Genomic DNA, 17,267 nt, shown 5'->3' with positions numbered 1-17,267 from the left:
CCTGGGTCTAGCGCAGGACCTCGCGATCAATTTTGTGCGCAATCTCCGCAACCGCTTTCACCGCTGATTCATCAATTGCCAGGCCCCCGTGGCGCAGACCGCAACGGGATACGGTGTGAATGACCCTAGCCTGCCGCGTGCGCTTGCGTAGAATAATCGCTGACCGAAAAGCTCAAGCTGTGCCGCTTGAGCGCTCAGGAGATCATGTCGCCCCTGGCCCGTTCAATAATCGCCGCGCTCGTATTCGCGACCGGGCTCATCTGTGTGAGCACCGCCTTCGCAGCCAACAATAGCGCACCCGCCAACGGCTTTATCCAAGGGCGGCTGGTGGCGGTTCCCAATGCGGTGCGTCTGGTTCGCACGCCTCCACGCGGGGTGCCGCGCGCGCGCATCTTTCTGACCGAGGCCGCAACCGGAAAGCTGCTCCAGCAAACGCTTACCGCCTCCGACGGGTCGTTCAGGTTCAGTGTGCCGCCAGGAAACTACCTTCTGATGTCGCCCACTGCCAAGATGCCAGCTCAGGTGGCCAGCGGTCAGACCACGCCCGTGGTGCTCCAACAGATCGCGCGCTGAACGCGCCCCACATCATTTAATTTTATCACCGATCCACCGATTGAACCGCCTCATCCAGGACCGCGCACAAGCCGTCGGTGAAAGCGGCTGGCAACCGCTTACGGCACACCACCTGGAGCCGCTCGGCTAGCGGTAGCTGTTGATCTTAGCAGTCAGATACTTTTCATCGGTCTGGGCCTTGAAGCTAGGGTAAATCTCTTCGTAGCGGTAATCGTCGATCGTGATTTCGCCCACCATTTATTTTTCCTCGGGCCAGGCTATCACCGCAGTATAACATCTGTGGGGCGCAACCTTATCGCTGGCCTGGTTGCAAGAAGTGAAGGGTTAAAAAACGACGGCGATTTTACGCAGGTTATCCGCGCATACGCATCTCGCCCAACTGTGCTATAGGAACAGATTGCATCTCTGGCCGGAGGTCAATCGCGATGAGCCAGATCGGCCTCGCTCCCAAAGTCGGTGGCTTTAGTCACCTGAGCTTGCCGTGCCGCGACCTTAGCGAAGCCAAGGAGTTTTTTACTGAAGTCCTAGGCGCTGAAGTGATTTTGGAGCGCAGGGATTCGCCCTTTGTCGAAGTTGTGCTGGGAGGCGTAATCATCGGCCTCTCGCAGCAACCGGGCGGCTGGACTGCAGCCGAGGCGGAGTTTCCTCACTACGCTTTTTATATCGACGCCGCCAATCTGCTGCCGCTTAAGGAACGGCTGGAAAGCTTCGCTATCCCAACCCATCCTCCCTATACTCGTAATCGCAAGGAAGCCCTGATGTATTTCCGCGATCCCTCGGGCAATCTGCTGGAATTCTATTGCTCGGAGGGTTTCAAAGGCGTGGAGAACCTACCGATAGCCCGGGCCGTAGGCGGCACGTACACCGTCGACTTCAAGGCACTTAACTATACCTATTGGCGCCGCCCCTCGCTCACCAAGGGCGCCGATTCCCAATCCGCGACGACCTGAACAGGCACTTACTGTAGGGTATCGCACGCGGAATATCGGCAACAAAGAAGGGACTCTCAGCAGTGGACCAGCCAGCACTACGCCTCATTTCAGCCGCCACGCATGTACGGGAAGACCCGGCCCTATGGCATCGCGGCCTTCCACCCCATGCTTGGAAGCGGGCGCGTCTGGTGCTCGATGATTCCCCGGGAATGGCTGCCGCCGGCGACTCGGCTTCGTTGCTCACGACGGCAGCTCGGAGCGGAGTGGGCGCGGTGCTGTTATACGCAACGGTGGCGCGCCGATTCTTCGCCCTGCGCGATCCCGAGCTGCAACAGTCCTGCTTTCGCCTCTATAACGATTGGATGATTGACTATTGCCAGAGCGCACGCGAGCGCCTGTTTGGGATCGCGATGCTTGCGACTTATGATATCGAAGCGGCGGTGGACGAGATCAAGCGATGCCACCAAGCCGGGCTCAAGGGCGCCGAAATCTGGGAAATTCCCGACCCCGCCATTCCGTTCTCTTCCAACCACTACGAACCGCTGTGGGAAGCGGCGTGCGCTCTAAAACTTCCCATCAGCATCCACGCCACCCAACCCGCCCGCTTTACGAAAGGTGGGGCCGACGGCACTCGCGTAGACGCGGTGGGAAAAGAGCTCGGGGCAATCAGCAACGCCGTTTATGACCTAATTTTTTACGGCGTGATGGAGCGCTTTCCAGACTTGAACATTGTGCTTGTGGGACAGGAAATCGGCTGGATTCCGTTTTTCTTTCAGCAGTTAGACTACTATTATCGGCGCTTCAGCAAGCAGCTGACTTTGCCGCTAAAACAAGCACCGAGCGAGTACCTTCGCCGCCAGATTCATGCGACTTTATGCGAGGATGCGGTGGGGATCCGCCAACTGGTGGGCCGCGACGCCGCCAATTTCATGTGGTCAAGCGAGCTTTTTGAGCCCGCCTACGAGCGCGCACTCGTCGACCGACTGGCGCCTTTGACGTCCGAGCAGCGAGCCCAACTCACTTATGCGAACGCGATGCGACTTTACCAGATTGAAAATCTAAACCAGGGGTAAGTGAATGGCACAGTTGGAACTGGCGGCGGCAGCCGAAGATTCTCAAGGACTGATCCCCTTCAGCCTGCGTATCCCGCTGCTTTCGGAGGGCAGCAAACACATCTTGGTCGCCGAGTCCGACGGGCTGTGGGTAATGATCAAGTCCTACGCCTCCGGGGGCGAGAACGCTTTACATGCCCACCCCAAGGAAGATCACCTGTTTGTCGTCCTGAAGGGTGAAGCGACCTTTTACGGCAAGGATTTTACTCCCGTGGTGGTGCCGAAACATCGCGGCATGCTAATTCCCAAGGGCGTTCTGTACTGCTTTCAGAGCTCGGGCAACGAAGAACTGGTGCTGTTGCGAGTGGGCGAGGGCCGCCCCAGCAAGGATCATAATCGCCAAGGGGCCGACGGCCGCCCGCTGGAGGGCGACTCGGCGGCCAATAAAGATGGCGGCAAACCCGGAGTGCCGATTCCAGGCCTTTTCTTCGGCGACTGATCGTGCGGCCTGCTCGCGATCAAGCTTGGGGAATGAAGCGGCGCCAACGCACCGCCCAGCCTCGGGAGAAACAGCGATGAGCGACAATTTTACGCAACCCGTGATCTCAGCCGACTCGCACGTGCATGAAAACCGCGAGCTATGGCTGGCGAAGCTTCCCCCGCGTTTGCGCGAAGCCGCGCTCGCGATCAAGGGCTTCGATATCCGCGAAGGCAGCGGGCCGATTCAGCGGGTGGGAGAAATGGCTCGCGACGGGGTCAGCGCCGAGGTCATCTACACCACGCGCGGGATGCCAATGTTCGGGCTGCGTGACGTCGAATTACAGGAGACGTTGTTTCGCATCTACAACGACTGGCTAATCGAGTTTTGTCAAGCCGCTCCCGATCGCCTGATCGGCATCGCGCTGATTTCCGCCTACAATCCCCTTCATGCCGTAGCCGAGCTTCGACGATGCCGTGAGGCCGGGCTGCGGGGGGCGATGCTGTGGCAAGCCCCGCCGCCCGAATTGCCCTTTTACTCCGAGCATTATTCACCCATCTGGGCGACCGCCCAGGAGCTACGGATGCCGATAAGCCTGCATATCCTGACCGGCTTCGACGGTAGTCGCGAGTTGTTTGACAAAGGCGTCACCAACGAGGTCTGCCGCATTTCGGTCAACGCTAAGCTCTCGGCCGCTATGCAGTCGCTCTTTCAGTTGCTGTTTTTCGGTGTACTGGATCGCTTTCCAGATTTGAAATTCGTGCTGGTGGAGCAGGAATTCGGCTGGTTGCCCTTTCTGCTTGAGCGCTGGGACAACTATTACGGCCATAACTCGCCAGCGGGCCACGCCCTTTCTCTTTTGCCAAGCGAATACTTTCGCCGCCAGGTCTATGCCACCTTTTTCAACGACAGCGTGGGTTGCGCTCAGCTTGGATGGTGGAACGGTGCGGAAAACATGATGTGGTCCAGCGACTTTCCCCATCCTAATTCAAGCTGGCCCAACTCCCGTCAAGTAATTGCTCGGCTGCTGGGCAAGTTGCCCACCACCCTCCAGCGCAAACTCCTGTGCACCACGGTTGCTGAGCTATACAACTTGCAAATTCCCACTCCCTTGACCTGGCGCGAGGAAGAGACCACGGCGCAAGCCTGATTCAATACGCCGCGCTGGCGAGCTTAACGCCTCCGTTACGCCACGGTCGGGCTGGCACCAGCCGTGGGCAGGACGAACGTGCCGACCGACGGACGTACCAGCGAGACCATCAGAGCGGCGACCAGGGCAAAGCCGATCGTTATTACAAAGGCAGGAATGTAGCTGCCGGTCACGTCGAAAATCCGCCCGGTCCAGATAGGTCCGATTGCCATCGATACCGCGGACGTGCAGCGCAGAATGCCGCTGAGGGAGCCGAACCGACGCAACCCTGTGGCTTCGGACAACAACACCGGAAAGAGAGAAAACACCGTGCCAGAGGGTGAGCCCCAGCAGATAACGAACAGGACGACGAATAGCGGCCCCAGGTGCGGATTGTCGATCCCGCAAAAGGCGGCAGTCCCCAGCGCCTTGGCGAGCAGCGCACAGGCCAATACTATTCGCACACCAAACCGATCGGCGATTACGCCGAGCGGAACCGTCCAAAGGGTGGACAACAGGGTCTGCGCGGAGAAGATCCAGGCTGCGTGCTCAGCGCTGAAACCAACGCCAATCATATAAGTCAGCGAATGGGTTAGGAGGCCGATCTCGCCCTGCTCGAAAACGAAGTCGGCCACGATGCACAACCAGAACGCCAAAGTCGCAAGTGCCGGCCGGAATTCCAGGCCCGCTAAGGTAGCAACCTCCTGCGAAGTCGTTTGCGCCTTGGGAATGGGCGGCCGTGTACGCATCACGAGCAGCACCAGCGGCAGCACCAGCAACAGGATGGGAGCGTCCAGCCAGCGCATCGCGGCCGGCCAGCCTTGGCGGGCGATAGTCCAGGTCAACAGCGGTGGCGCAATGCCAATGCCCAGCGACGCGCCGGTCGTCACCAGACCGCCAGCAAATCCGCGATGGTCGCCGAACCAGTTGACCGCCACTACCATGTTACTCAACATGCCCGCCAGCATCGCCCCCGTGCCGAGCAGGGCGAAGGCCGCCATCATCGACCAGATCGAGTCGGCATGGCTGGCACAGTAGTAACCAAGCGCGACTGTTACCAAGCCGGCGCCGATCACCCAGCGTGCGTCGAGCCGGTCCATGATCCAGCCCACCAGCGGCGCCGCTACCGCGCCCGCAATATAAGTGGCAAACGCTATCCGCGCGGCTTCGGCGTGACTCCAGCCAAAGGCTCGAATCAGCGGCGTAAGAAACACGTTGGGAACGGTCAAGTTGGGTCCAATGACCACGATTTCGGTCAGAAACAGCGCCAGCATCACTGACCAGGCACGCGGTTGCAGCATTTTCATTGGATTTCTCGGACCCGACAGGGGCCGCGCAAGCCGCCGATTTCTTATTTCCAGAGCTCGGCCGTGGCGAGCTGCGCACCCAAAGCCAGGGTCTGCAGCTTCGCCCACGCCAATTGCGGATGAATACGTCCGCCCAGCCCGCAGTCTGTCCCGGCGATCACGTTTTCCCGGCCGACGATACGCGCATAGCGTACGATTCGATCGGCCACCACCTGGGGGTGCTCGATCAGATTAGTGGCATGGCTAACCACCCCAGGAATCAAAAGCTTCCCCTCCGGCAGCTTGACCGCTTGCCACACTCGCCATTCGTGTTCATGCCGCACGTTGCCGGCCTCCACCGAGTAGGCCCCGGCATTGACCTGCAGGACGAGATCGACAATGTCGCGCAAGGGTATGTCCGTGGAGTGTGGTCCATGCCAACTGCCCCAACAGAAATGGTAGCGAATGCGATCTGTTGGCAGCCCACGCAGGGCGTGGTTAAGAGCCTCGATTCGCACCAGCTCGAACTTCTTGAACTCCTCCAGCGGCGGTTCGGGGTCGATCATGTCCCAGTTGTCGGACAGGCTTGGATCGTCGATCTGAAGCACCAACCCGCCCTCGATTATCGCGCGATACTCCTCGCGCATCGCCTCGGCCGAAGCCAGGACAAATTCCTCTTCGGTCTTGTAGTAATGGTTTTCGCCGCGGGCAAAGCTGCCGGGCGCAATCGACGTCATGAAGCCTTCCTCGACCCCGGCCGCCGCCATGGCCTGCTTAAGATTGGCGACGTCTTGCCGAATGGTGGCTTGCCCCACGTATTTGATTGGGGCGGTACATACCGGCCGGCGGGTTGGGCGACGCGCGGCGCTGCCCAAGAGCGTCCCACTGGACTCCGGGTCCTGATAAAAATCGCGAAACTTCTGCCAATCGCGCCGCTGGGCGATGGAGGTCAAGGCAATGTCGGCAACACTGGATTTTTTGTGCGCCGACTCCGCCACCGTCTCGGCAGGCACAAAACCCTCCAGACGGCCGAAGGCGTAATTCCACCACACCCCGTAATCGTAGTTGGCCGTCATCGGCTTGCCGAATTCGCCGTCATTGGCAACGTCGATCCCCGCTTCCCGCTGCTTCTTGACCACCTCGGCCACCGCGGCGGACAGACACTTCTGGTAAGCCGCGCTCTCCACCGGCTCGCCCGCGGCGCGCGCCTGGTTCAATGCGATCAACTCCGCCGGCCTCGACAGACTTCCAGCGTGCGTCGTAATGATCCGGTCTGTGCTGCGCTTCATCACCTGACCTCCCGCCTGACTAATGAGCAGGCTTTACACCTTCAAACCTCCGAGCGCCAGCGCTGCCGTCTCGCGAGTTGCGACCACCCTTAGCATGCCGCCGACTGGCAAACGCCAATTTTGCAGGCCGCACTTGCTAGCCAAGATACCCAGCTCAGAAAATCGCCTGCAACCTGTCCGCGCCCGGGTGTTTGTACCTCATACTAATTGTAGATCTGCTGCCGCGCGGAAACGCGCGAAGTGCGGCGCACTCTGGTCAACTTGTGACAGCGTTCACCTGTGAGAGCTACTAGACCAGCGGCCCCGTCTCCGCGACGTCGCATCGGTCGCCTCGGAACGGGCCAGCGGCGACGCGGACGTAGGCCGCCAAATACCGCCCATTCTGGCTGCTTCATCGAGAGCTCTGCGCGTCCGCGGGCAAACGCGCCAACCGGCCATCGCGCTCAAGCTGGTCGAGGTCTGTGCTCGGGCCCTGATAGCGATACTGAATCGCTATCGCGCACACCTTGGACCCGACCAGACAGCCGATCCCTGCCTCGGCTCATGTATGCAACCGCCGCTTAGCGCATACATAGCCAAACCATCACCACCGCCCCCGAGAAGCTGCGATCGAGAAAACTAACTGCTTCCTAGAGATTTTTGGAGCGGGTGATCGGTTTCGAACCGACGACCTTGTGCTTGGCAAGCACACGCTCTACCAACTGAGCTACACCCGCCCCGCGTCCGGAGTTATATCGTTTAACCGCCGAAGCCGCGCTTGTCAAATCGGCTTCCGCTCAGGCCGGCCGACAGGCGAAACCCACTGAGCAGAATCAGCAGATAATCCAAGCCGGACCACAAGCTTACGATCAAGGCCAGCCACAGCAGGAACATTCCGGCAGCGGCAAAGTCGAGATGAAGATAGCGGTAATGAATAAGCAGCGCCTGCACCGCCATCGCCTGCAAGGTCATCTTGTATTTGCCCAGCTCCTCGGCCGCCAGCACCACTCCTTGCACCGCCGCCATCGCTCGCAATGCCGTCACCGCGACCTCGCGCCCCACGATCACAACCACCATCCAGGCCGGCACTCGTCTTAATCCCACCAGCATGATCAGAGCCGAGCAGACGATAAGCTTATCCGCCATCGGATCGAGAAATTTACCCAACAGGCTGACCGAGCCGTAATTGCGCGCAATGTAGCCGTCGAGATAGTCGCTGAGGGTGGCAAGCAGGAAGGCGCCGCCAGCACAGGCCGAGGCCACTGGGCCGCTGAAAGTAAGCAACCACACCAGCACCGGAACCATCGCGATCCGGCACAACGTCAGTACGTTGGGGGTGGTCAAAGTCACCGCCGATTCCCGAAGCTCCCGTCAACCATACGGCAGTGATGAATACGGAGCAACGAGTCCTGGCTCTAAATAAGCTAAACTAACTCCTACTTAGCTAATCTTGCCTCGCATCTCCGATTGCCATGATCAATCGGGGGTCGGTTCGCTCGGCGCGGACGCCGGCAGCCCCTGGATCGGTACCTCGGCCGGGAGCTGATCGTAGCGGAACTCCAGCTTCTCCTCGTCCACATCAACCTCCACCAGGCCGCCACCGTAGAGCTTGCCGAATAGGATCTCGTCGGCCAGAACACGGGCTATTTCGCTCTCGATCAACCGAGCCATCGGACGCGCGCCGAAGCGCGGGTCGTAGCCTTTGCTAGCCAGCCATTGACGCGCTTGCGGGGTAAGGTGAATTTCGACTTTCTGCTCGGTCAGCCGCTGGGCCAGCTCGGCGATGAACTTGTCGACCACCCGCTCCATCACGGCGGGCGGGAGCTGGTTGAACTCGACGATGGCAGAGAGACGATTACGAAATTCAGGACTAAACATCCGTTCGATCGCCCCCTTGGGATCGCCGCCGCGAAAATCGGTACCAAAGCCAATCAGCGCGCGCGACAACTCGCCGGCCCCCGCGTTGGTGGTCATCACGAGGATGACGTTGCGGAAATCGGCCTTGCGCCCGTTATTATCGGTGAGGCTGGCGTGGTCCATCACCTGGAGCAGGATGTTGAAGAGGTCGGGATGAGCCTTTTCGATCTCATCCAGGAGCAAGACGCAATGGGGGGTGCGATTGATAGCGTCAGTAAGCAGGCCGCCCTGGTCAAAGCCGACGTAGCCCGGCGGCGCTCCGATGAGCCGTGAGACGGTGTGGCGCTCCATGTATTCGCTCATGTCGAAACGCAGGAACTCCACCCCCAGGACACGCGCCAATTGACGGGCGACCTCGGTCTTGCCCACCCCGGTCGGGCCCGCGAACATGAAGGCCCCTACCGGCCGGTCGGGATGGCCCAGGCCGCTGCGGGCCAGGCGGATGGCTCGCGCCACCATCGCGATGGCGTGATCCTGGCCATAAACGACCTGGCGCAAATCAGCTTCGAGGTTTTCCAGCTTGACCCGATCATTGGCCGATACCGTACGCTCGGGAATCTTAGCCATGCGAGCCACCACTCGCTCGACCTCGCGCACGCCCACCGCGGCAGTCTCGCCTTCGGCGGCGGCCAGACGCGCAGCTACTCCCGCCTCGTCCATCACATCGATCGCCTTGTCGGGCAGGAAGCGGTCGTTGATGTAGCGGGCCGCCAGGTCCACGGCCAAGCCCAGGGCCTCGTCACCGTAGCTGACATTGTGATGCTTCTCGTAGTAGCCCTTGATACCGGCCAGAATCTGACGGGCCTCCTCGCGGCTGGGCTCCAGCACCTCGATACGCTGAAAGCGGCGAGCCAGCGCCTTGTCGCGCTCGAAAGAGCGTTTGTACTCCTGATAAGTGGTCGAGCCGATGCAGCGTAACTCGCCCGAAGCAAGCGCGGGCTTAAGCAGGTTGGAAGCGTCCATGGTGCTGCCCGAAGCGGCACCAGCCCCAACCACGGTATGAATTTCGTCGATGAACAAGATCTTGCGAGGATCTCCCACTACCGCTTTGAGCACGCCCTTGAGACGCTGCTCGAAGTCGCCGCGAAACCGGGTGCCGGCCAGCAGCGCGCCCATGTCCAAGGCGAAAATTTCTGCAGCCCGTAGCGCAGGCGGCACCTCGCCGCGATGGACCGCTAGCGCCAGCCCCTCGACGATCGCGGTCTTGCCCACCCCGGCTTCGCCCACGAACAGCGGATTGTTCTTGCGTCGGCGCAGGAGGACATGGATGGCCCGCTCCAGCTCGGGCTGGCGGCCGACCAGCGGATCGATCAGACCCTTGGCGGCCTTTTCGGTTAGATTAGTGGCGTAGTTGCGTAGTGCCCGCGCCGGCACTATCTTTTTGGGCTCGCCCTCTTCGCCCTCCTCTTCTTCCTCCTCTTCTGGTTGATGCGGGCCGGCAGCGCTGTGTTCGGCCGGATCGACCCCGGTCTTGGAGACTCCGTGCGAGATGAAGTTGACGACGTCGAAGCGCGTCACCTGCTCTTCTTGCAGAAAAAACAAGGCGTAGGAATTCTGTTCCGCGAACAACGCTACCAGTACGTTACCGCCGGTAATTTCGCGCCGCCCAGCCGACTGCACGTGAGCGGCCGCGCGCTGGAGCACGCGCTGGACCCCGACCGCGTAATGTGGGGTGGTCTCCGCCCCCGCCGGCAGCCGTTCGATCTTCTCGTCCAGATAGCGCTCCAGTCGCTTGCGCAGGCGCTGCAGGTCGGCACCGCAATGATGGAGCACATTGCTGGCGGTGGCGTCATGCAACATGGCGTAGAGCAAATGCTCCACACAGACGTACTCGTGACGCCGATTGGCGGCTTCGGAGATGGCGAGCTGCAGCGTGACCTGCAACTCACGGCTGATCATCATACCCGACGCTGGCATAGCTACTTGGCCGCGGGCCTACTCCTTTTCCATCACGCATTTGAGCGGGAACTGATGCTCGCGTGACAATTCCTCGACGGTCTTGACCTTGGTCTCGGCAACCTCGAAGGGATAAACCCCCGCCACTCCCATCCCATTCTGATGCACGTGCAGCATGATACGGGTCGCTTCCGGATGTGGCTTATGGAACACTACCTTGAGCAATTCGACCACGAACTCCATCGGAGTGTAGTCGTCGTTGAGCAGGATGACCTTGTACATCGAAGGCTTACGCGTGCGGGTTTCGGTCTCTCGCTGGGTCAGAATCTCGCCCTGCCCCGCACCCCCATCGACCTTGGTGCGCTGTCCCCGTGCCATTGGAACCTCGCTCTCCACTTCGGATGGATCCAACAATAGCAGATGATCCCCGCAGGCTGTAGATCAGCGCGATCACGGTGAAAAGCGAACTGGTTACCGCCATCTCAGCCGTTACACGCAGCCAATGGAACGGGTTGCTAGAGCCCGAGGATTCACCATTTCTAGACTGGGATTGGCTCTATGCGCTGGAAAAGTCGGGCTGTGCCAGTGCCGAAACCGGCTGGGCTCCCCATCATATCCTGATTCGGGCCAGCGGCGGCGAATTGGTCGGCGCCTGTCCGCTCTATCTCAAGACCCACAGCATGGGGGAATTCGTCTTCGATCACGGTTGGGCGCAGGCGGCTGCGCAAGCCGGCCTGGAATATTTCCCCAAGCTGCTGGTCGGCGTGCCCTTCACCCCGCACACCGGGCGGCGCTTGCTGGTGCGCGCGGGAGCTGATTCCGAAGAGGTTGGTCGCCTACTGGCTCGGGCTCTGCTGACCCTGCGCGAGCGCAACCGGTTGTCCTCGATTCATGTCAATTTCTGCCTGCCGCGAGAAGCCCAACTACTGGTGGAGATGGGCTTTTTGGAGCGGCTGGGCTACCAGTACCATTGGCACAACGAGGACTTCCGCAGCTTCGAGGATTACCTGGGCGCGCTCAAGCACAAACGGCGCCATGCTATCCGCAAGGAGCAAGCCGAGTTGCGCGCGCAGGCTATCGACATTCGGATCTTGGCCGGCGCCCAAATCGACGACGACCTGCTGTGTACCATGTTCGAGATTTATCGAAGCACGATTGACAAGCTGTACTGGGGCCGACAATACCTCAACCTTGCCTTTTTCAAACTGATGCGTGACTTCAAGCGCAACCTGGTCCTGGTGTGCGCCTACGAAAACGATGAGCTTATCGCCGGTACTTTCAACCTTCAGCACGCCGGGGTGATGTACGGACGGTACTGGGGCTGCTTTCGCGAACGCAACTTCCTACATTTCAACGTCTGTTACTACGCCGCCATCGAGTATTGCATCCAAACCGGCTTGCGCCGCTTCGAGCCCGGCGCCGGCGGCGAGTACAAATGGCTGCGCGGCTTCGATCCCGCCCTCACTCGCAGCGTCCATTACCTGGCCCATCCAGGGCTGGCCCGCGCGGTTGGCGACTTTTTGCGCCGCGAACGGCACGAGGTCGAAAGCTGGATAACCGTCGGGCAACAGCAAGGCGCCAAGAAAGCTCCGCCGCCTTCCAACCTCGAACCTCGCTGATTCTCGCGCGCGTACCCTTCCGTTCTCCACTGATCAGGTGACAAGGCCCGGGAGTACAGGCTGGATATGACTGAGCTGCTCCAACGCGATTGCGTGGTGATGACCCTGGGACCGGGAGGGGTCGGTAAAACAACCATCGCGGCCGCTCTGGGGGTGGCAGCGGCGCGGGCCCACCTGACCACTGCGCTGATCACGGTTGATCCAGCCCCTCGCCTGCGCGACGCCCTGGGACTAGCCAATCTGGGCGGCAAACCCACTTATCTGGGACACCAACGGTTGCGGGCCGCCGGTTTGGACCACAAACTGCGCCTAGCGGCAATGATGCTCGATGTCAGTGCGGCCTGGGATGAATTGATCGTCCGCTTCGCTACCCCGCCGGCACGCGAGCGTATCCTAAACAATCGCTTCTACCGCCAACTTACCGAGCAATTCGCTGGCGCGGAAACCTATGCAGCCCTGGCGACGCTCTATGACTTGCATGACAGCAAGGAATTCGAAGCACTCATCGTCGATACGCCGCCGGCCGCCGACGCATTCGATTTCCTACGCGCCCCCGCTCGCCTGAGCCGCCTGCTCGATCTGCGCGCCGCGCGCTGGCTGTTTACCCCACCGATGTCGGCCAGCCGACTGGCGATGGGGGTGATCAGTCGGGCCGCGCGCTTCGTATTGCGCGAGTTGGAGCACTTCGCCGGTGCCGGGGCACTGGCCGCCGTCTCCGATTTTTTCGTCGCCGCTCAGCGCACGCTCGAGCAGATCACCGAGCAGATGCACAAGACCGAAGCCTTGCTCCATTCGGGCGCAGTCAGCTTCGTGCTGGTCACCACCGCCGAGGAGGAGCGGTTGCGCCAGACCCGCCAGCTAATCGACGAGATGAAGGCCGAAGGGTTAGTACCCGCCGCGCTGGTTATCAATCGTTTCGGCGATGCGCGGCTGTGGGAACATCTGATGAGCGAACATGGTGCACCGATGGCGCCGTGGCTGGAGGCGATCTCCAGCTTGCGGGCGGCGCTGGCCAGCAGCTTGGCGCGCGCGCCCGGGCTGGAGGCGTTGGTGCGCGCACTGGAGAGCTATCGGCTGGCTCGCCATGGCGAGTTAGAACGAGTAGCGCGCTGGGCTCATCACCTGCCGCCCTCGCTACCAGTGGTCGCGGTGCCCGAAATCTGGCCTGAAGTGCGTGGTCTACGCCAAGTCGCGCGGGTTGCCGAGTATCTGGCGGGGCCGCGGCTACGATTGGTTCAACTCGCCCGGCGGGCGCGCGCGACACAAGCCGGAGCCAGCCTGTAAGCCGGGTTCTGTCCCCACTGCCGCGGGGGGCGGTCATTCCTCTGGGCCTGCGCTTGCACGCCGGCTCTAGCGACCGTACCCGAGGGTCGAGGCGGGCCACCTACCCTCCTATTTGGTCTTGCTCCGGATGGGGTTTAGCATGCGCGCGCGATCACTCGCGCGCCGGTGGGCTCTTACCCCACCATTTCACCCTTACCCATGCGGGCGGTTTGTTTTCTGTGCCACTTTCCGCGGATCGCTCCGCGCCGCCATTAACGGCCATCCTGCCCTGTGGAGCCCGGACTTTCCTCCCCGTGTCCAACCACGAAGCGACCGCCCGGCCGACTCCGGCCCCAGAACTATAGCGCGGATCGCGCCACCAACAGAGCGGCTCCGGCGTTTAAGCCTGGCTTAGGGTTCGTAGTATAGGACACGCTGGCAGTTGGGACAGTAATAGATCACCTCGTGGCGCTGGATCTCATTGAAGAGTTGAGGCGGCAGCCTCATCCGGCAACCCTGACAGGTGCCCGCCTTGGCCGCCACCACCGCCTGTCCCCCGCGCCGTTCGAAGAGCATCTCATAGCGCTGCACCAGCGAGGGCTCGATTTGTGCCAACAGTCGCTCACGCTCGCGGCGCCGGCGCCCGATAGCCTCGCGCTGCTCCTCGATCTGCCCGGCTACCGCGCGCTCGGCCTCCTGCAGCTCGGCCAGGCCGCGCTCCAGGCTTTCGGCCAGCTCGCTGATGAGCCGCGGACGTCCATCGGCCATCTCCAACTTGGCCAGCAACTCAGCCTCCAAGCGCTGGTTGCCTTCCTTGAGGCTCTCGACTTCATGCCCCAGCGCCTGCAACTCGCGTTCGTTTTGGATCTGGCTGAGCCGCATGCGCTTGTTGCGGATTTCGACTTCGCCGGCAGCCAGCGCTCGCTCCAACTCGCGGCGTGACAACTCGGCCTGCTGTTCATCGGCGCGAAGGCGTTCCAGCTCGATGGCGGACTGCTGGTTGCGCGCGCGCAGCTCGTCCACGCGCGCGGTAATTTTGCTCAATGCCTGCTCCTGCGCACGCAACTGCTGGTCCAGCGCCTGCAGGCTGGCCAGCCGGCTTATCTCCTCAAGCAATGCACTCCTCCGCTGGGAAACATGGAATTAAAAGGCGACGTGTCGATCTTCATTTGCCCACACGGGCGCTTGCAATATGGGCCCACCAGGATTTGAACCTGGGACCAGCCGGTTATGAGCCGGCAGCTCTGGACCGAACTGAGCTATGGGCCCCCGTCCTCGACCATTGAGTGTACCAGCTCTGCACCTACTTTTTAAGACGCCAACCTCAGCGCTCAGGTAGGTTTCCCTTCACCCCGCCGATGCAGGATTATCGCTTGGGCCGCGGCCGGATTGGGATCCTCCCGGGCTTCCCGGCGCAGCCGGCGCAAGCGCTGTTGCCCTTCCCAACGCGCCAATGCCCGCAGATATTCTTGCATCAAGCGGCGGGCAGCGGCCAGATCAACCGCCCCCAGTTCAATCATGTGCTGGCTCAGGCGTCCCTGCTCCGCGTTATCCAGATGTTGAGTTAGGTAGGCTTCGGCTTGAGCTTGGCTCAACGCGCTAGCGCATAAATCCATCAAGAAACGGGCACTCTTGGAATCGCCCATCTCAAGCCCCTCCAACCCCTCGCCGATTTCCCCGCGCAACTGTGGATAGCTGGTCGCCAGTGCCAATAATGCCCATTGCGCCGTGCTGCGCATATCCTCGGCCGCTTCCTGGCGCGGCGCTGCCTGGACCTGCGCCTGGGTGGCGGTGCGCGCCGTCGCGGAACGCCCGTGGCGCGCCTGCTGGCGCAACAGCTCTTCGCGCACCCCCAAAATTTCAGCCGCGCGCCGAGTTAGCAGATCGAACTCGAACGGATTTGCGATCAAGCCCAAAGTTTGCGCCACCCGCTCTGCTGCTTGGGCTTGGCCGCCGGGACCGTTAGCGGCAGCCTGCGCGCCCTCGCGCCGCACATAGTACTCCACTAGCCATTGGGCTTGCTCGATAAGCTGGGCAAAAGCCGGCGCGCCGCGCTCGCGCACGAATGTATCCGGATCATGGCCGGGCGGCATGAAGATCGCGCGCCCCAGCAATTGGGCCTCCAGAAAGATACGCAAGGCGCGCAGCGAGGCGCGCTGACCGGCGCTATCGCCATCGAAGCAGGCCAAGATATTGGGGGTGTAACGCGCCAGCAGCCGCAGCTGCTCTACGGTCAAGGAAGTGCCCAGGGTCGCGACCGTCTCCTTGAAGCCTGCCTGTGCCAGTGCGATCGCGTCCAAATAGCCCTCCACCACGATGGCGCGTTCGCGCTGACCGATTGCCGCGCGTGCCTCGTATAACCCATAAACCGCCCGCGCCTTGGAGTACAGCGTCGATTCGGGCGAATTGATGTACTTGGGCAGCCGCTGATCGAGGACACGCCCGCCAAACCCGACGACCCGGCCGGCACTGTCGCGGATGGGAAAAATGAGCCGTCCGCCGAAGAGGTCGCGCAGTTGCGAGCCGCCTTGTCGCAGTAGTCCGATCGCAACCGCCCCCGCGCGTAGCCCCCGTCGCTCCAACGCTCGCTCCAGCGAAGAAGGATCGACGGGGGCAAAGCCCAGCTTGAAGGTTTGTGCGCTCTCCCGCGTGATCCCGCGCCGCTCCAAGTAATCGCGCGCGCGCCCGCCCGTAGGAGTGTGCCAAAGCACATGGGCATAAAACTCGGCCGCGGTCTGCGCCGCGCGCACCGCGGCTTCGCGCGCCGAAGGATCGGCGCGCGGACCACCTCCATGCTCGCGCAACGTGACACCGTAGCGAGTGGCCAGGGTTTGCACCGCTTCGGGGAAGCTCAAACCTTCTATCCGCATCAGAAAATTGAAGACCGTGCCACCGGCGCCGCAGCCAAAGCAATGAAAGAAACCGCGCTCGCGACTGACTGTGAAGGAAGGTGTCTTTTCGTTATGGAACGGACACAGGCCGATATAGTTGCGGCCCGCCTGACGCAGCCGCACGTGCGCACCGATGACCTCGACCAAATCGGCGCGTGCGCGAATTTCCTCCAATTGGCTGTCGTCGAACATTAGTCCTCAGCGGGTACACCCAGCGCCGCCATGCGGGCGGGATAGTTGGTCATGACGCCATCGACGCCACGCGCTTGCAACCGCTCGGCCAGCGCGGGCGAGTCCACCGTCCAGGCATACACTCTCAGACCGTGGGCATGAGCCCGCGCGCATAGCGCGGCATCGGCCAGCGGATAGCTGGGATGGATCGCAACGGCACCTAAGCTGAGCGCCTGCGCCAGCATTGCCGCCGGCGCGCGATCGGCCAACACCCCGATTCCGATCGCGGGTTGCAGCCGGCGCACGGCGTGCAACACGGGCCACTGGAAACTGGAGATCAGCCCCTGTTCCAGCATACCACCGGCACGCATCGCGGCGCAGGTCGCGTCCACCGCGGCGGCGTCCTTTAATTCGACGTTGAGGGCGCAGCGCCCGGCGCACAGTTCAATTACCTCCTCCAGGCTGGGCACGCGCGTCCCGGCAAAGCCCGGGGCAAAGCGCACGCCGGCGTCAAGGGTGCGAATCTCGGCCAGGGTCAGCTCGCTGACCGCGCCGCAACCGTCGGTGGTGCGATCCACGCGGTCGTCGTGGATGACGATAGGCACGCCGTCACGGCTCAAATGCACGTCCAGTTCGCACATCGCGGCTCCGGCCGCGATTGCGCCGGCAAACGCGGGTAGAGTGTTTTCGGGAAAATCGCCGCTGGCGCCGCGGTGAGCGATAATCAGCAACTACGATACTGGCGGGCGCACATCCCGCTCCTCCGCATCCTCGGCCACCGAACAATTCGTG

Annotated in this window: 15 protein-coding genes, 2 tRNA genes and 1 other RNA gene; 6 read left to right on the top strand and 12 right to left on the bottom strand. The window is 61.7% G+C overall.

All coding sequences use genetic code 11. From position 1 onward, the window contains the following. Window positions 1–186: 186 nt before the first annotated feature. The 5 genes from VKV28_08785 to VKV28_08765 all read left to right on the top strand — a co-directional run bounded on the left by VKV28_08785 (window position 187) and on the right by VKV28_08765 (window position 4,185). On the top strand, window positions 187–573 hold the full coding sequence (locus VKV28_08785) for a carboxypeptidase-like regulatory domain-containing protein (GenBank protein ID HLH76882.1): 387 nt from the start codon (window positions 187–189) through the stop codon (window positions 571–573). A 425-nt stretch (window positions 574–998) separates the two neighbouring features. Next, window positions 999–1,523, top strand: coding sequence for a VOC family protein (locus VKV28_08780; GenBank protein HLH76881.1), 525 nt, complete (start codon window positions 999–1,001; stop codon window positions 1,521–1,523). A 254-nt stretch (window positions 1,524–1,777) separates the two neighbouring features. Further along, window positions 1,778–2,578 carry an amidohydrolase family protein gene (locus tag VKV28_08775; GenBank protein HLH76880.1) on the top strand — a complete coding sequence of 267 codons (801 nt, stop codon included), beginning with the start codon at window positions 1,778–1,780 and terminating at the stop codon, window positions 2,576–2,578. A gap of 4 nt (window positions 2,579–2,582) precedes the next feature. Next, window positions 2,583–3,056 (top strand): cupin domain-containing protein, encoded by a 474-nt coding sequence (locus VKV28_08770; GenBank protein ID HLH76879.1) that lies wholly within the window; start codon window positions 2,583–2,585, stop codon window positions 3,054–3,056. Window positions 3,057–3,132: 76 nt separating this feature from the next. Next, window positions 3,133–4,185, top strand: coding sequence for an amidohydrolase family protein (locus VKV28_08765; protein ID HLH76878.1), 1,053 nt, complete (start codon window positions 3,133–3,135; stop codon window positions 4,183–4,185). A gap of 35 nt (window positions 4,186–4,220) precedes the next feature. Here the strand turns inward: VKV28_08765 and VKV28_08760 are convergent, their stop codons facing one another. From VKV28_08760 to clpS, 6 genes are all read right to left on the bottom strand, one after another. Then, a complete protein-coding gene (locus VKV28_08760; GenBank protein ID HLH76877.1) occupies window positions 4,221–5,471 on the bottom strand; it encodes an MFS transporter in 1,251 nt (416 codons plus the stop codon). A 44-nt stretch (window positions 5,472–5,515) separates the two neighbouring features. Continuing rightward, a complete protein-coding gene (locus VKV28_08755) occupies window positions 5,516–6,739 on the bottom strand; it encodes a cobalamin-independent methionine synthase II family protein (GenBank protein HLH76876.1) in 1,224 nt (407 codons plus the stop codon). Between the two features lie 640 nt (window positions 6,740–7,379). After that, window positions 7,380–7,455 (bottom strand) — tRNA-Gly (locus tag VKV28_08750). A gap of 22 nt (window positions 7,456–7,477) precedes the next feature. Beyond that, on the bottom strand, window positions 7,478–8,068 hold the full coding sequence (gene pgsA / locus VKV28_08745; GenBank protein HLH76875.1) for a CDP-diacylglycerol--glycerol-3-phosphate 3-phosphatidyltransferase: 591 nt from the start codon (window positions 8,066–8,068) through the stop codon (window positions 7,478–7,480). Window positions 8,069–8,194: 126 nt separating this feature from the next. Next, window positions 8,195–10,552, bottom strand: coding sequence for an ATP-dependent Clp protease ATP-binding subunit ClpA (clpA, locus tag VKV28_08740; protein HLH76874.1), 2,358 nt, complete (start codon window positions 10,550–10,552; stop codon window positions 8,195–8,197). A gap of 18 nt (window positions 10,553–10,570) precedes the next feature. After that, entirely contained in the window at window positions 10,571–10,909 is a 339-nt protein-coding gene (clpS, locus tag VKV28_08735; GenBank protein ID HLH76873.1) for an ATP-dependent Clp protease adapter ClpS, read from the bottom strand. A 77-nt stretch (window positions 10,910–10,986) separates the two neighbouring features. Between clpS and VKV28_08730 the strand changes: the two genes are divergently transcribed. Continuing rightward, window positions 10,987–12,150 carry a GNAT family N-acetyltransferase gene (locus VKV28_08730; protein ID HLH76872.1) on the top strand — a complete coding sequence of 388 codons (1,164 nt, stop codon included), beginning with the start codon at window positions 10,987–10,989 and terminating at the stop codon, window positions 12,148–12,150. A gap of 543 nt (window positions 12,151–12,693) precedes the next feature. On the opposite strand, the gene VKV28_08725 is transcribed toward VKV28_08730, so the two are convergent. The 6 genes from VKV28_08725 to VKV28_08700 all read right to left on the bottom strand — a co-directional run bounded on the left by VKV28_08725 (window position 12,694) and on the right by VKV28_08700 (window position 17,206). Next, a complete protein-coding gene (locus tag VKV28_08725) occupies window positions 12,694–12,942 on the bottom strand; it encodes a hypothetical protein (GenBank protein ID HLH76871.1) in 249 nt (82 codons plus the stop codon). A gap of 473 nt (window positions 12,943–13,415) precedes the next feature. Continuing rightward, window positions 13,416–13,762, bottom strand: an RNA gene (gene rnpB / locus VKV28_08720) — RNase P RNA component class A. Window positions 13,763–13,824: 62 nt separating this feature from the next. Next, window positions 13,825–14,529: a C4-type zinc ribbon domain-containing protein gene (locus VKV28_08715; GenBank protein HLH76870.1), complete on the bottom strand. Its 705-nt coding sequence runs from the start codon at window positions 14,527–14,529 to the stop codon at window positions 13,825–13,827. A gap of 77 nt (window positions 14,530–14,606) precedes the next feature. Next, window positions 14,607–14,682, bottom strand: a tRNA-Ile gene (locus VKV28_08710). Between the two features lie 62 nt (window positions 14,683–14,744). Next, window positions 14,745–16,496, bottom strand: a complete 1,752-nt coding sequence (gene dnaG, locus VKV28_08705; protein HLH76869.1) for a DNA primase — start codon at window positions 16,494–16,496, stop codon at window positions 14,745–14,747. After that, a complete protein-coding gene (locus VKV28_08700; GenBank protein HLH76868.1) occupies window positions 16,496–17,206 on the bottom strand; it encodes a glycerophosphodiester phosphodiesterase family protein in 711 nt (236 codons plus the stop codon). The genes dnaG and VKV28_08700 overlap by 1 nt, the downstream gene beginning before the upstream one ends. Between the last annotated feature and the right edge of the window lie 61 nt (window positions 17,207–17,267).

The organism is Candidatus Binataceae bacterium, from assembly GCA_035294265.1.
Classification (GTDB): Bacteria; Desulfobacterota; Binatia; order Binatales; family Binataceae; genus DATGLK01.
The sequence above is the reverse complement of the archived record's forward strand: the minus strand, read 5'-3'. Positions and strand labels throughout refer to the sequence as shown.